Raw genomic sequence first — 13,907 nt, forward strand, 5'->3', positions numbered from 1 at the left:
CTGGCCGCCGCTCCGCTGTCCCACCGGCCCCCGCGTCAGGACACGCGGGCCGTACCACTGTTCTACATGCACACGTTGCGCGTGCGCTGTTCCAGGTGCGCTCTGACCTGCTTCAGCCCGAGCGGCCCCGCAACCCTGAGCGCCCGCGGGAACGCCTTGCGGCGCTCCGCGAGATCGACGCAAGCCGGATCGGGGTGCACATGGGCGCCCCGGCCAGGCATCCGACGGCGAACGTCCGGAAGAAGCTCCCCGCCGATTACGACGATACGCAACAGGCTCGACCGCGCCGCCCGGGTTCGACAACCGACACAGGTACGAATCGGTCCAGAGTCCCGGAGAGAACCCCGCTCGGCGTTCGAACGTGGTGCTCGGTCGGGGGTCACTCGAGGACTCGGGTCTGCAGGACGACTGAGCTCTGCAGGACCACTGGACCCTCCAGGACCACTGGATCCTGCAAATCGACCCGGCAAAACGACTCGGCTCTGCATGGCAGTCGGCTCCGCACGGCGCGCCACATCAAGTCTATCCCGTTGCGCCCCGAGAGTGGCCGCCCGTCGCGGAGGACCTCCGGGGCCCGGTCCCCGTCCCCGGACGACGGGGGGCCTCCCCGGCCGGCCGCTCCGCGCGCGGCTCGCTACCCTCGGTGTCGGAGTGGATGTCGATCCGCCATCCGGTGAGCCGGGCGGCCAGCCGGGCGTTCTGCCCCTCCCGGCCGATCGCGAGCGAGAGCTGGTAGTCGGGAACGACCACCCGCGCCGAACGGCTCGCCAGGTCGGTGACCTCCACCCGGGACACCCTGGCCGGCGAGAGCGCGCTGCCCACGAAGGACGCGGGATCCGCCGACCAGTCGACAATGTCGATCTTCTCTCCGTGCAGCTCCGCCATCACGGCACGCACCCGGCTGCCCATCGGGCCGATGCAGGCGCCCTTCGGGTTCACCCCGGCCGCCTTCGAACGCACCGCGATCTTCGTGCGGTGACCGGCCTCGCGGGCGATCGCGGCGAGCTCGACCGTGCCGTCGGCGACCTCGGGCACCTCCAGCCGGAACAGGCCCTTCACCAGCTCTGGATGGGTCCGCGAGAGGGTGACCGTCGGGCCGTGCATCCCGCGGGCCACGTGCACCACGTAGCACTTGATCCGGTCACCGTGCTCCAAGCGCTCGCCGGGAACCTGCTCGGCCGGGGGCAGCACGCCCTCCACCGTGCCGAGATCGACCAGCACGACGCGGGAACCGGCCCGCTGCTCGTGATGCTGGACCACGCCCGAGACCACCTCGTGCTCGCGGTCGGCGTACTGGCCGTAGGTGACCTCCTGCTGGGCCTCGCGCAGGCGCTGCATGATGACCTGCTTGGCGGTCATCGTGGCGATCCGACCGAAGTCCGCCGGGGTGTCGTCCCACTCGCGGGACGTCCCGTCCGGGCCGCTCTCCCGCGCGAAGACCGCGACCTCGCCGCTGGTCCGGTCGATCACCACCCGAGCGTCGTCGGCGGATCCGGTGGTGTGCTTGTAGGCGGTCAACAACGCGGTCTCGATCGCCTCGACGAGCGTGTCGAAGGCGATCTCCTTCTCGCGCTCGATTCCCCGCAGCGCAGCGACGTCGAGCTTCACCGGTTCATCTCCTTGCCGGGCCGGCCGATCAGGCCCGCTTCCGTGTCCACGGCACCATGATCTTCCACTACCTCGTCCGCCGCCGACGCGGCGGGGGCGCCACCGCCGGCGGCGCCGTACTCGTCCTCAGGACCGTCCTCATCGTCCTCGTCCTCGAGACCCTCGTCGTCCTCGAGACCCTCGTCGAGATCGACATCGCTCTCGGCGTCAAGGCCGAGGTCTGCGCCGGCGGGGAGCTCGGCGCCGGCATCGGCGTCAACATCGGTGTCGCCGTCGCCGTCGCCGTCGGCGTCGGTCGCCGACCCGAACTCGACCTGAACCGCCGCGCGTGCCACGGTCGCGTAGACCACCCGCTCGATCCGCCGGCGCACGGGACGCCCACGCCGGGCCGGGGCCGTCGGCACCGCCAGATCGGCGCCCTCGTCGTCGGCGGAGAGCACCCGACCCTCGACCTCGACGCCGTCCGCCCGGCGGACCACCACCAGCCGGCCGACCGCGCGACGCCAGTGCCGCGGCTCCACCAGCGGCCGGTCGACCCCGGGCGAGGTCACCTCGAGCACGTAGGCCCCGGAGATCGGGCTCGCGCCCGAGCCACCCGCGGCGCCACCGCTGCCACCGGTACCGCCAGCACCGTCAGCACCACCGGTGCCGACGTCCTCGCCGTCCAGGACCGCCGAGACGAGCCGGCTGGCGTCCGCGACGGCGTCGAGATCGATGCCGCCGTCCCGGTCCACGACGACGCGGACCACGCTGCGTGCCCCGGCCCGCGTGACGGAGATGTCCTCAAGGTCGAAGCCGGCTGTCGCCAGACTGGGCTCCAGACGGCGGCGCAGCTCCGCACGCACCGCGTCCGCGGCGGCCCGCGCTCCGCCCGTGCCCCGGGACGGCGCCGTCGACCGACGGACCCCCGCCCGGCCGGACTCTCCCGCCCTAGCCACCTCGCCCGTTCCTTCCCGCGCCGACGCGGCGCCCGTGCCCGTGGACCGCTCGGCCCCACCCGGTGTCGCCCCGACCGGTGCCTTCGGTGACCGGCCGCGGCAGCGGCGGAGATCGACGGCACCGTCGTCCCGGATGCGCGTGCCCGTGGAAGCGGGCGTCGAGCGTCACACGGTCGAGATCCCTTAGCCTACGTCCGCCGGCGGAGCACTCCAATCGGGGCCCGGTCCGGCTCGCCTGCCGACCGGTGCCACCGGCGCGCCGACGGCAGCACGCCGATGTGCGAAGCTGCCAGCCGTGCCCACCGCCGCCGGTCCCGGTCCGTCCCGCCGGGCCTTTCTGGCCGTGCTGCCACTGGCCGGGACGGGCGGGCTGCTCCTCGCCGGGATGTCCGGCTGCACCACCTCGACCGGCGGCGCTTCCACCAGCCGGGTCACCCCCGCCGACGTCACCGCCGCGGGAGCGGCACACACCCGGGAGACCGCGCTGATCGAGGCCTACGACAGCGCGATCGACCAGCACCCGGGCCTCGCGGAGACGCTGCGGGCGATCCGCGCCCAGCACGCCGAACACGCCCGCGAGCTGGTCGCCCAGGGCCTGCCCGAGGCCGCGACCGCGGCGGGCACGACGGGCACGCCGGCCGGGGCGAGCACGCCGTCCGGGGCGGGCCTGCGTTCCTCCCCGGCCGCGGACACTCCCCCGCCGGCCGGATCGGACACTCCGGAGACCCGGGCCACCACACTGAGCGCGCTGGCCGAGCTTGAGCGGACGACCGCAGCGGCGCACCGCACCGGCTGCCTCGCCGCCGGTGCCGGCCTGGCGCCGCTGCTGGCGAGCCTGTGCGCGGCCGAGTCCGCGCACGCCGAACTCGTCGCGGCACTGGGCGCACCGGGGGCGGCCGGATGACCGCCGAAGACGCCGCGGTCGTCGCCCTGTCCTCGATGCTCGCGGCCGCGCACGCGGCGGTCTACGCGACGGCGACCGCGGGCGGGGTCCTCGCCCCGCTCGGGGCCGCCGCGGGACCGGCCCGCGAGCTCGCCCGGGTGGCACACGATGATCATCGGACGCTGCGCGACTCGCTGGTCGCCGCGCTGCGGGCCCGCGGGGCGACGCCGCCGGCCGCGCTCGCCGCCTACCGGCTGCCGGTCGAGCCGGCCGGCGTCGCCGGGTCACTCGACCTGCTCGCCAGGGTCGAGGACCGCTCGGCCGTGGCCGCCCACGACGCGGTCGGCGTCCTCACCGGCGCCGACCGCGAACTCGCCGTCGACGCCCTGGTGGCGATGACCCTCCGTGGCCAACGCGCCCGCCTCGCCGCGGGAACCCCACCGGGCTCCGCGGTCCCCGCGCTTCCCGGAAGCTGACCCGCGCCCGCCCCGAAGCGAGTCACACGAGCAGCACACAACCCGGCCCGGACAACACGCTCGGCGGCTCTCCCGCCGGGCGCGTCCGGAGAGGCCGTTCAGCGACGTGGGGCGGGTGACCCAGGCCCGGGAGCGCCGAGCAGGTCGAGGACCTCGAGCAGGTGGCCGAGGCGGCCGATCACCGCATCCGCGAACATCGACGCGGACGCCCCGGCCGCGGCCCCGTCCGCACCGGGCAGATCCCGCGCGGCGGGGTCGCGGCCCAGGTCGGCCCGCCCCGCGAGATCGCGGCCCGCCACCGCCAGCCCAAGGGGATCACGCGGATCGAGGACCACCCCGTCGGGACCACCGCCGAGGCCCGCCGCGGCGCCGTCCGCCGATCCGCCGTCCGCGGAGCCACCGTCCGCGACCAGCACAGCCCGCATGCCGGCCGCCCGCGCGCCGCGGATGTCCGTCCGCAGCCGGTCGCCGACGAAGAGCACCCGGGACGGGTCGGTGACGCCCAGCGCGGCCAGCACCGCCTGGAAGGCGATCGGGTGTGGCTTGTCGAAGGGCAGGTCGCTCGTGTAGATCCTGGCGTGGAAGAGGTCGAGCAGGCCGTCGCGTTCGAGTAGGCGTTCGTGCCAGGCCCGTGGCCAGCGGGTGTTGGTGAGCAGGCCGACGAGCAGGCCGCGGGCACGCACGAGGTGCACGAGCAGCAGCGCCTCGGGATCGCACACCGTGTGCGGGGTCCAGGCGGCGAGGTCGCGCCGGCTGACCGCGCGCAGCACGGCCGCGGCCACGTCCACGCCGAGGGCCGCGGAGGCGGCCGCGAGCAGTTCGGTGACCGACCCGGTCATACCGCCCGCCGCGCCGTTGCCGGCCAGGCCGTCACTGCCGTCCCGGGCATGCCACCAGCTCGTCTCCAGGCCAGCCAGGATCGCGGTGATCTCGTCGGCGTGCGCGGACGAGATCTCCAGCGCGGTCATCCGCCACAGGTCGAGCAGGTCGACGTCGTGGAAGAGGGTGAGCGTCCCGCCCCAGTCGAACACCACGGCCGCGAGCGGCTTGCGGTCGTCGGGGAGGGATGTCCCGTCGACGGCCGGCACCGCGTCCGGGGCGAACCAGGAGAAGCCCACCGGCGCCCGCGCTATCGGGTGACCCAGGCGTCGGGCTCGTCCCTCAGGTCACGGACGATGTCGGGCAGCTTCCCGCTGGCGACGTCCGCGAGGGTCACCGACTCGAGCACCCGGCGCAGGTTGACCCGGACGGCGATCCAGACGTCCTGCAGGTGCTTGGCCGCGCCCTCGTACTGGGCGTTCTCCGGAGGGCGGCCGCGCACGCTGGCGAGCGGGCCGTCGGTCGCCCGGATCACGGTCGCGATCGTGATCTCCTCGGCTGGGCGGCACAGCTGGTAGCCGCCGTCGGCACCGCGGCGGCTCTGCACGAGGCCGCTGCGGCGCAGGTCGGTGAGGATGTTCTCGAGGAAGCGCAGGGGAAGATCCTGGGCCGAGGCGAGCGTCTCCCCCTTCACGAGGCTGCCGTCCGACGCGGCGAGCGTGAGCAGGGCCCGCAGTGCGTAGTCGGCCCGGGCGGAGATCTGCATGTCCCCCATCTTGCCGTCCGCACTGCGGGCGGGCTTCCCGTGGGCTCCTCATGGGCGGCCGGACCGCCCGTCCGGCCGACACCGGGCGAGGGCCGGACGAAGGTCAGACCGCTGACGTGTCCGCGCCGGAGAGCGGTCCGACCGGCCCGGTCGGACCGGTCGGATCCTCCTTCGGACGACCGTTCCGAGGACCACGAGCCGCCCTCACCGCGTTCGAGCCCTCGGAGAGCAGGCCGCGGCGCTCACGCATCCGCCGGTCGAGGATGTTGAAGACCGCGTCGACGGCGACGCCGATCGCGAAGATCGTCAGCATCGACACCAGCACGCCGACGGTGTCCGACAGGTCCCGGGCGTTCTGCAGGTCGGCGCCGATCGAGGGGTGCCCGGGCACGATGACGATCAGCTCGCCGGCCATCAGGCTGCGCCAGGCGAACGCCCAGCCCTGCTTGAGCCCGGCGAGCACCGAGGGGAACGCCGCCGGCGCCACGACGTGGCGGTACAGCGAGAACCCGCGCGCCCCCATACTGCGCCCGACCCGCACGAGCAGCGGCGGGACGTAGTCGACGCCGTAGATGACGCCGTTCGCCACGGACGGGGCGGCGCCCAGGACCACGACGAACATGATCGCGGACTCGTTGAGCTTGAACAGCAGGATCGCGAGCGGGACCCAGACCACCGACGGCATGGTCTGCAACGCGGTGATGAACGACCCCACCGCCGCGCGCAGCAGGCCGAACCGGGCGACCACCAGGCCGACGACGCCACCGAGCACGACCGCCACCGCGTAGCCCTCGCCGGCGCGCGTCAGCGTGCGGCCGAACGCGTCCCAGAACTCGGCGGTGCCGAGCTGGTCGAAGAACTCCGGCAGCGTGTCGCCGGGGCCGGGCAGCACGTAGGTGGGCTTCCACCCCGACCAGACGACGATCTGCCAGACGAGCAGGAACAGCGCGAGCGCGGCGATCTTCGGCCAGGTCACCGACCAGATCCGGCCCGCGGTCGGCCGCCCGGACGAGACGGGGAGGTCGAGGGCGTCCAGGCCGGCGAGCGCCTCGTCGGACGTCCGCTGCGCCGGGGTGGCGGGGTCGCCGGTGGCGGGGTCGCCGCCGGGCCCGGGGCCGAGGTTCCGGCCATCGGTCCCGCTACCGGCTTCCAGGGAGCGGCTGGTGACCGTGTCGGTGTCAGTGGCCATGGCGGGCGACCTCCTGCCGCAGCCGCGCCGTCACGACGGAGGCGAGCTCGGATACCTGGTGTTCGTCGATGCGGCGGGGGCGATCCATGGCGACGTCGAAGATCTCCGCGACCCGTCCGGGCCGGGAGGAGAGCAGGACGATCCGGTCACCGAGGCGCACGGCCTCCCGGACGTCGTGGGTGACGAACAGGACGGTGACCCCGGTCTCGCGCCAGATCCGCTCCAGCTCGTCGTGGAGCAGGTCGCGGGTCATCGCGTCGAGGGCACCGAACGGCTCGTCCATGCAGAGGATGTCCGCCTCCTGGGCGAACGCCCGGGCGAGGCTGACCCGCTGGCGCATGCCGCCGGAGAGCTCGTGCGGGCGGCGGCCGCCCTGGCCGGCCAGGCGGACCATGCCGAGCAGCTCGTCGACCCGGGCCCGGCGCGTCGCCTTCGGCACCCGGCGCAGCTTCAGCGGCACCTCGACGTTGCCGCCGGCCGTGAGCCAGGGCAGCAGGGCCGAGTCCTGGAACATCATCCCGACCCGGCGGCCACCGGTGTCGACGGTGCCCACGGTCGGCCGGTCGAGCCCGGCGACCAGGCTGAGCAGGGTCGATTTGCCGCAGCCCGACGCCCCCAGCAGACAGACGAACTCGCCGGGACGGACATCCAGGTGGATGCCGTCGAGGGCGTGGACCTGACCGGCGCCGGCACCGAAGACCCGGCTGACGCCGTCGATCCGCAGCGCCGTGTCCGTCGCGAGCGCGGTCACAGCTTGCTCCCCTCAGGGTATGTCGTGATCTGGACGCGGAACGGGCTGCGCGGCCGGTGTGGCACCGGCCGCGCAGCCTCGGTCGCGGCATCGCCGGGCTGGGGCAGAGCCCGGATCGCGGCCCGGCGGACGGGAGGCGCCCACCGAGCCGCGGTCGATCGGTCGTTCAGTTGTGCAGAGGTTCAGTTGTGCGGAGACCTACCTGTGTGGAGGCCTACTTGTCCGAGACCGCGGGGTCGCCGGCGTCCGCCAGCAGCTCGTTGAGGATCTTCAGGTCGAAGATGCCGTCGAGCTTGGGGTCCTCGATGAGCCCGAGCTCCTCCTGATGCGCCGCCGAGAGGAACAGCGACTTGGCGATCGGGTCCGGGCCGAAGGTCAGCGTCTTCCAGGCCGAGGTGACGACGCCGTCGGCGAGCGGCTTGCCGGTGAGCTTGTCCAGCGCCTCGTTCGCGGCAGTCTGCCCGGCGGCCGGGTCGGCGTTGAGCTGCTCGATCGCCGTGATGTTGGCGGCGATGAGCCGGCGGACGATCTCGGGGTTCTTCTCCAGGTACTCCGTGCGGACGATCAGGAGGGTGGTGACGAACTTCCCGTCGGTGTCAGGCCACTCGTCGGCCTCGTTGACGAGCACCTTGCCGCCCTCGGCGACCAGCCGGGAGGCGACCGGCTCAGGCACCCAGGCGCCATCGATGGCGCCGGACTTGAAGGCGTCGACCGTGACCGAGTTCTCCTGCGGGCGGATCGAGACGTCACCGCCGCCCTTGGTGTCCGTCACGAGCCCGTTCTTCTTCAGGTAGAACCGCAGCGCGACGTCCTGGGTGTTGCCCAGGCTCGGGGTCGCCAGCGTCTTGCCACGCAGCTGCTCGACCGAGGTGATCTCGGGCTTGACGACCAGGGCCGCCCCGCCGGAGGTGACGCCGGAGACGATCCGGATGGCCTCGCCCTTGGACTTGATGAACGTGTTCACCGCGGGGTTCGGGCCGATGAAGCCGGCGTCGAGCGCGCCGGAGAGGATCGCCTCCGCCTCCGTGGTGCCCGAGTTGAAGGTCGACGGCTCCAGCTTCACGCCGGAACCCAGCTCCTTGGCAAAGATGCCCTGCCCCACGCCGACGAGCGCCGGGGCGTGCGTGAGGTTCGGGAAGTACCCCAGCCGCAGGGTCCCGGTCACCTCCCCGGACGCCGACACGGACTCCGTTCCCCCGTCGTCGCCCGAGCAGGCGGTGACCGCCAGCGCCAACGCACCGGCAGCAACCAGTGGCACGAACCGCTGCCACAGCCTCTTGGGCCTCATCACGTTCCCTTTCCCACACGCACGGCGCCTTGCACAAAGTCGATCGAGCGCATCAAGTCGATTGGATACATCGGGAAAGCAAGGATGCCAGACCAAGGGTCTTCCCGTCACCGGAATTCACACGGATGACACGATTTCCCACCACGCGTGAACGCCCGGTCGCGTAGGGCGCTCGCAGCTGGCGGGCGCCGGACGAAACCGGGCGGAAAGATGCGCGGAACGTGGCCGCTCAGTGCACGTCGGTCACCAGCGCGCTCTGGTCAGAACAGGATCGAGGCGAAGGTCCCCACCTGCTCGAACCCCACGCGCTCGTAGGCGCGCCGGGCGGGGTGGTTGAAGTCGTTCACGTACAGGCTGACCACCGGGGCGAACGTCGCCTGGGCGAGCGCCACGACGCTGGCCGTCCCGGCGGCGCCGAGGCCACGGCCACGCAGGGCCGGATCGACCCAGACGCCCTGGATCTGGCAGACGTCGCCGGCGACCGCGCCGATCTCGGCCTTGAACAGCACCCGGCCGTCCTCGATGTGGGCGAACGAGCGGCGCTGGCCGACGAACTCGGCGACACGCGAACGGTAGAGCGCGCCGCCGTCCGCACCGACCGGGGAGACGCCGATCTCCTCGGTGAACATGGCGATGCAGGCGGGGAGCAGCACGTCCAGCTCGTCCGGCCGGACCAGGCGGACCGCCGGGTCCGGCGCGATGCGCGGCGGGGCCTGGATCGCGAGTAACGGCTGGTCGGCGCGGATCTCCCGGGCCGGGCCCCACACCGGCTCCAGGTGCCGCCACATGGCGGTGACGGCCGAGCCGACGCCCACGATCGACGAGCAGCGGCGGCCCTGCCGGCGGGCCCGCTCGGCGAAAAGCTTCGCCGAGGCCGGGCCCGCCGCCACGGGCCACAGGTTGGCGCCTGAGTAGCACAGGGCGGTCAGGGTCCCGTCGACCGTGTGGCCCCACACCTCGGCGCCCAGGCGCCAGGGGTCCAGACCGCACGCCGCCACCCGCGACGCGACGAAGACATCGGCTACCGGGTTGCGGCCCAGCAGCTGGGTGACCGCGGGCAGATCCCGATCGTCAAGCAGCCGGGTCGGAGCGGAGCGAAGCGGCAGACCCATCCAGCCCTTCCAGGTACTAGGCCACGGACACCGACGGCGAGCCGGAGGCCGCGCCGCTGGCCTCCATCTCCTCGGCCAGCCGCATGGCCTCCTCGATGAGAGTCTCCACGATCTGCGCCTCAGGCACCGTCTTGATGACCTTTCCGCGCACGAAGATCTGCCCCTTGCCGTTGCCGGAGGCGACACCGAGGTCGGCCTCACGGGCCTCGCCGGGGCCGTTGACGACACAGCCCATGACGGCCACCCGCAGCGGCACCTCCATGCCCTCCAGGCCGGCGCTGACCTCGTTGGCCAGGGTGTAGACGTCCACCTGGGCGCGGCCGCAGGACGGGCAGGAGACGATCTCCAGCTTGCGCTCGCGCAGCCCGAGCGACTCCAGGATGGCCGCGCCGACCTTGACCTCCTCGATCGGCGGCGCCGACAGTGAGACCCGGATCGTGTCGCCGATGCCCTCGGACAGCAGCGCCCCGAAGGCCACCGCGGACTTCACGGTGCCCTGGAACGCCGGGCCCGCCTCGGTCACACCGAGGTGCAGCGGGTAGTCACAGGCCTGGGCGAGCAGCCGGTAGGCCTGGATCATCACCACGGGGTCGTGGTGCTTCACCGAGATCTTGATGTCACGGAAGTCGTGCTCCTCGAACAGCGAGCACTCCCACAGCGCCGACTCGGCGAGCGCCTCCGGCGTGGCCTTGCCGTACTTCTCCAGCAGCCGCTTGTCGAGCGAGCCGGCGTTGACCCCGATGCGGATCGGGACCCCGGCGCCCTTCGCCGCCCGCGCGATCTCGCCGACCTTGTCGTCGAACGCCTTGATGTTGCCCGGGTTCACCCGGACGGCGGCGCACCCGGCGTCGATCGCGGCGAAGACGTACTTCGGCTGGAAGTGGATGTCGGCGATGATCGGGATCGGCGACTTGCGGGCGATCGTCGGCAGCGCGTCGGCGTCGTCCTGGCTGGGCACCGCCACCCGCACGATCTGACATCCGGCGGCGGTGAGCTGGGCGATCTGCTGAAGGGTCGCGTTGACGTCCGAGGTCAGCGTGGTGCACATCGACTGGATGGAGACCGGGGCGTCACCTCCGACCGGGACGTTGCCCACGTGGATCTGCCGGCTGAGCCGCCGCGTTCCGACCGGACGAGGCGGAGCGGCGGGCATGCCCAGAGTTACGGTCACGATGTCCTCACTGGCGTGTCGGATGCTTGATCGTCAGATGGCGACCCGGCCAGGCCCGTCACGGACGGGATCGTCCGGGTCAGTCGGCGTCGTGCGGGGCGGCGCACTCACGACGGCCAGACGCGACGCCCGCACCGGAACTACCGGCGACCGGGACGTCCGCAGACCACCACCGCGCGCCACCGCGGGTACACGGCAGCTACTGATTGATGCGGATGGGGTTGACGATGTCGGCGGACAGAATGATCAGACTGAACCCGACGAGAACGACGACCGTGGCGTACGTGGCTGGTAACAGCTTGGCGAAGTCCACCGGCTGCACCGGGCCTCGATAGCCACGCAGCCGACGCAGGCCGTGTCGGGCCTGCTCGAAGCCGAGCACCGCGATGTGCCCGCCGTCGAGCGGGAGCAGCGGCAACAGGTTGAAGATCCCGATGGCGAGGTTGATCGCGGCGACGAGGATCAGGAAACCGCGGATCCGGTCGGTCCAGCCGTCGTCCGCCGCGGCCACCTCACCGCCGAGGCGGGCCGCGCCGACCACACTGATGAAACCGCTCTCGTCGCGGTTGTCACCGAAGATGCGGCCAATGTCATCGATCCGTTCGGTGAACGTCTCGTACATCCCGGTGAACCCGGAGCCGATGACCGAGAACGTCTCGGGAACCGCCGAGAGCGGGCCGTAGTCGACGGTCTCCTGACCGGGGCTGACCCCCAGGGCGCCGACCGGGTCCTTGCCCGCGAGGCCGGTCTCGCGGTCGCGCAGCACCTCGACGAGGTCCGGCCGCAGCGTGACGTCCGCGCCGTCGCGGGACACCACGAGCACCGCCGGGCCCGGCCCGTGATCGCGCACGAGCCGGGTGAACTTCTCCCAGGTGGTGACGGCCACACCGTCGAAGCTCACCACCCGGTCGCCGACCCGCAGCCCGGCTGCCGCCGCCGGCCCCGGGCCGGTGCAGGCGGACGTCGTCGCCACGCAGCTCGTGCGCCCGATCATCGTCTGGCTCTGCTGGGTGGTGCCGATGGTGACCAGCACCCCGTAGATCAGCACGATCGCGATGACGAAGTGCACGAACGACCCCGCCGACATCACCACCAGCCGGGCCCGCGCCCGCGCCTTGTAGAAGGCACGGGGCTCGTCCGCCGGGTCGATCTCCTCGAGGGAGGTCATCCCCTCGATCTTGACGAACCCGCCGGCGGGGATGGCCTTGATGCCGTACTCGGTCTCCCCGCGCTGCTTCGACCACAGGGTGGGGCCGAAGCCGACAAAGAAACGGGACGCCTTCATCCCGAAGTAGCGGGCGGTGACGAAGTGCCCCGCCTCGTGCAGGACGACGGAGACGAACAGGGCGAGGACGAAGGCGACGATGCCCAGAGTTGCCATCAACCATGTCCTCCGGCCGCCACGGGATGCCCGCCGGCCTTCTCGATCAGGCGGTTCGCGGCGGCGCGGGCCTCACGCTCGACGGCGAACACCTCGTCCAGCGTCGGACGGGCGATCACCTCGTGTGCCTGCACCACCTCGGCCACCAGGTCGACGATACGGACGAAGGGCAGCTGCCCGGCGAGGAAGGCCGCGACGGCCTCCTCGTTCGCCGCGTTGAACACGGCCGGCGCGGTCCCGCCGAGGCGGCCCGCCGTCCGGGCGAGGTCCACCGCGGGGAACGCGACGGTGTCCAGGGGCTCGAAGGTCAGCGACTGGGCGCGCGTCCAGTCCATCGGCGGCTGGGCCAGCGGCACCCGGTCCGGCCAGCCCAGGGCCAGCGCGATCGGGAGCCGCATGTCCGGCGGCGACACCTGCGCGATGGTCGACCCGTCGTTGAACTCGACCATCGAGTGAACCAGCGACTGCGGGTGGACGACGACCTCGATGTCGTCATACGGCACGCCGAAGAACAGGTGGGCCTCGATCAGCTCGAGGCCCTTGTTCATCAGCGTCGCCGAGTTGATCGTGACCAGCGGGCCCATCGCCCAGGTCGGATGGGCCAGTGCCTGCTCCCGGGTGACCCCGGCCAGGTCGTCCCTGCTCCGGCCACGGAAGGGCCCGCCGCTGGCGGTCAGCACCAGTTTGTGGACTTCCTCACGCCGCCCCCCGCGCAGGCACTGCGCGAGCGCCGAGTGCTCGGAATCCACCGGGACGAGCCGGTCCGGGTTGCCGCCGAGCGCGTCGAGCACCAGCGGGCCGCCCGCGACCAGCGACTCCTTGTTCGCCAGCGCGACCGTCGCGCCGGCCTTGAGGGCCGCCAGCGTCGGCGCGAGCCCGACCGAGCCGGACACCCCGTTGAGGACGATGTCCGCCGGCCAGGACGCGATCTCGCTGGCCGCATCGGGCCCGGCGAGGATCTTCGGGACGGCGAACTCGCCACGGCGGTAGCCGCGCTTGGACGCCTCCGCGAAGAACGCGAGCTGAAGGTCCTGCGCCGACGAGGCCGCGGCCACACCGACCGCCTCGACCCCCAGGTCGAGCGCCTGCGCCGCGAGCAGGTCGACCCGCGACCCGCCTCCCATCAGCGCCACCACCCGGAACCTGTCCGGGTTGCGGCGTACGACATCTATCGCCTGAGTCCCGATCGAGCCGGTGGACCCGAGCAGAACAACCTCACGCTGGACCGAAGCCTCCGCCACGCTGCCTATTCTCGCAGGCCCTTCGACGCTTCGACCGAGGCCTGTTCGGTTCATGACAGGTGAGGCCCGAAGGTGCGCAATGGGTGTAGCCGCGCCTACGACTGGTCAACACCCGGAGCATCCGGGTGTGACCTGCCCGCCCCTGTCCGTACCCCCCGGCGGCGGATGTCTCACCGGGCGTGACCAGCATCTTCGTTCTCCTGCCCGCCGCCCGCGGACGCCTCACCGGGCGCGACGTGCCCGTCTGTGCCCCTACCCGGCGCCCGCGGAACCGTCACGAGGAG

General features: G+C 72.6%; 14 protein-coding genes. 2 read left to right on the forward strand and 12 right to left on the reverse strand.

Annotated elements, in window-relative coordinates:
- Positions 1-62: 62 nt before the first annotated feature.
- From AC559T_RS31590 to rimP, 3 genes are read right to left on the reverse strand one after another with little or no spacing between them, the layout of a single operon-like run.
- A complete protein-coding gene (locus tag AC559T_RS31590) occupies positions 63-488 on the reverse strand; it encodes a YlxR family protein (protein ID WP_235014206.1) in 426 nt (141 codons plus the stop codon).
- Between the two features lie 34 nt (positions 489-522).
- A complete protein-coding gene (gene nusA / locus AC559T_RS31595; protein WP_020458810.1) occupies positions 523-1,608 on the reverse strand; it encodes a transcription termination factor NusA in 1,086 nt (361 codons plus the stop codon).
- A complete protein-coding gene (gene rimP, locus AC559T_RS31600; RefSeq protein WP_498871028.1) occupies positions 1,605-2,546 on the reverse strand; it encodes a ribosome maturation factor RimP in 942 nt (313 codons plus the stop codon). Before rimP ends, nusA begins: the two co-directional genes overlap by 4 nt.
- A 295-nt stretch (positions 2,547-2,841) precedes the next feature.
- Here rimP and AC559T_RS31605 point away from each other — a divergent pair, with 295 nt between their 5' ends.
- Together AC559T_RS31605 and AC559T_RS31610 are read left to right on the forward strand one after the other, a co-directional pair.
- On the forward strand, positions 2,842-3,450 hold the full coding sequence (locus tag AC559T_RS31605) for a hypothetical protein (protein ID WP_235013703.1): 609 nt from the start codon (positions 2,842-2,844) through the stop codon (positions 3,448-3,450).
- Positions 3,447-3,905 carry a DUF4439 domain-containing protein gene (locus AC559T_RS31610; RefSeq protein ID WP_112105095.1) on the forward strand — a complete coding sequence of 153 codons (459 nt, stop codon included), beginning with the start codon at positions 3,447-3,449 and terminating at the stop codon, positions 3,903-3,905. Before AC559T_RS31605 ends, AC559T_RS31610 begins: the two co-directional genes overlap by 4 nt.
- A 98-nt stretch (positions 3,906-4,003) precedes the next feature.
- Here the strand turns inward: AC559T_RS31610 and AC559T_RS31615 are convergent, their stop codons facing one another.
- From AC559T_RS31615 to dxr, 9 genes are all read right to left on the reverse strand, one after another.
- Positions 4,004-5,023: an HAD family hydrolase gene (locus AC559T_RS31615; protein ID WP_112105094.1), complete on the reverse strand. Its 1,020-nt coding sequence runs from the start codon at positions 5,021-5,023 to the stop codon at positions 4,004-4,006.
- A gap of 11 nt (positions 5,024-5,034) precedes the next feature.
- The gene (locus AC559T_RS31620; RefSeq protein ID WP_020458805.1) at positions 5,035-5,490 is read right to left on the reverse strand and encodes an RrF2 family transcriptional regulator; all 456 of its coding nucleotides are present in this window, start codon (positions 5,488-5,490) and stop codon (positions 5,035-5,037) included.
- 103 nt (positions 5,491-5,593) lie between these two features.
- A complete protein-coding gene (locus tag AC559T_RS31625; protein ID WP_112105093.1) occupies positions 5,594-6,679 on the reverse strand; it encodes an ABC transporter permease in 1,086 nt (361 codons plus the stop codon).
- Entirely contained in the window at positions 6,669-7,430 is a 762-nt protein-coding gene (locus tag AC559T_RS31630; RefSeq protein WP_498871029.1) for an ABC transporter ATP-binding protein, read from the reverse strand. The genes AC559T_RS31625 and AC559T_RS31630 overlap by 11 nt, the downstream gene beginning before the upstream one ends.
- Positions 7,431-7,644: 214 nt before the next feature.
- Positions 7,645-8,718 carry an ABC transporter substrate-binding protein gene (locus AC559T_RS31635; RefSeq protein ID WP_112105098.1) on the reverse strand — a complete coding sequence of 358 codons (1,074 nt, stop codon included), beginning with the start codon at positions 8,716-8,718 and terminating at the stop codon, positions 7,645-7,647.
- A 260-nt stretch (positions 8,719-8,978) separates the two neighbouring features.
- Complete coding sequence (locus AC559T_RS31640; RefSeq protein ID WP_071060578.1) at positions 8,979-9,830, reverse strand: GNAT family N-acetyltransferase; 852 nt, start codon at positions 9,828-9,830, stop codon at positions 8,979-8,981.
- A gap of 16 nt (positions 9,831-9,846) precedes the next feature.
- Positions 9,847-11,001, reverse strand: coding sequence for a flavodoxin-dependent (E)-4-hydroxy-3-methylbut-2-enyl-diphosphate synthase (ispG, locus tag AC559T_RS31645; protein WP_368952550.1), 1,155 nt, complete (start codon positions 10,999-11,001; stop codon positions 9,847-9,849).
- A 199-nt stretch (positions 11,002-11,200) separates the two neighbouring features.
- Positions 11,201-12,382 (reverse strand): M50 family metallopeptidase, encoded by a 1,182-nt coding sequence (locus AC559T_RS31650; RefSeq protein WP_071060582.1) that lies wholly within the window; start codon positions 12,380-12,382, stop codon positions 11,201-11,203.
- Complete coding sequence (dxr, locus tag AC559T_RS31655; RefSeq protein ID WP_498871030.1) at positions 12,382-13,677, reverse strand: 1-deoxy-D-xylulose-5-phosphate reductoisomerase; 1,296 nt, start codon at positions 13,675-13,677, stop codon at positions 12,382-12,384. Before dxr ends, AC559T_RS31650 begins: the two co-directional genes overlap by 1 nt.
- Positions 13,678-13,907 lie beyond the last annotated feature (230 nt).

The organism is Frankia sp. Hr75.2 (genome assembly GCF_949319125.1).
GTDB lineage: Bacteria > Actinomycetota > Actinomycetes > Frankiales > Frankiaceae > Parafrankia > Parafrankia soli.

Bases quoted from the DNA above. Each gene is read 5' to 3' on its own strand.
- AC559T_RS31590 (WP_235014206.1), bottom strand. From the start codon at position 488: ATGCAGAGCCGAGTCGTTTTGCCGGGTCGATTTGCAGGATCCAGTGGT.
- AC559T_RS31610 (WP_112105095.1), top strand. From the start codon at position 3,447: ATGACCGCCGAAGACGCCGCGGTCGTCGCCCTGTCCTCGATGCTCGCG.
- AC559T_RS31620 (WP_020458805.1), bottom strand. From the start codon at position 5,490: ATGCAGATCTCCGCCCGGGCCGACTACGCACTGCGGGCCCTGCTCACG.
- AC559T_RS31625 (WP_112105093.1), bottom strand. From the start codon at position 6,679: ATGGCCACTGACACCGACACGGTCACCAGCCGCTCCCTGGAAGCCGGT.
- AC559T_RS31635 (WP_112105098.1), bottom strand. From the start codon at position 8,718: ATGAGGCCCAAGAGGCTGTGGCAGCGGTTCGTGCCACTGGTTGCTGCC.
- AC559T_RS31640 (WP_071060578.1), bottom strand. From the start codon at position 9,830: ATGGGTCTGCCGCTTCGCTCCGCTCCGACCCGGCTGCTTGACGATCGG.
- AC559T_RS31650 (WP_071060582.1), bottom strand. From the start codon at position 12,382: ATGGCAACTCTGGGCATCGTCGCCTTCGTCCTCGCCCTGTTCGTCTCC.
- dxr (WP_498871030.1), bottom strand. From the start codon at position 13,677: ATGAACCGAACAGGCCTCGGTCGAAGCGTCGAAGGGCCTGCGAGAATA.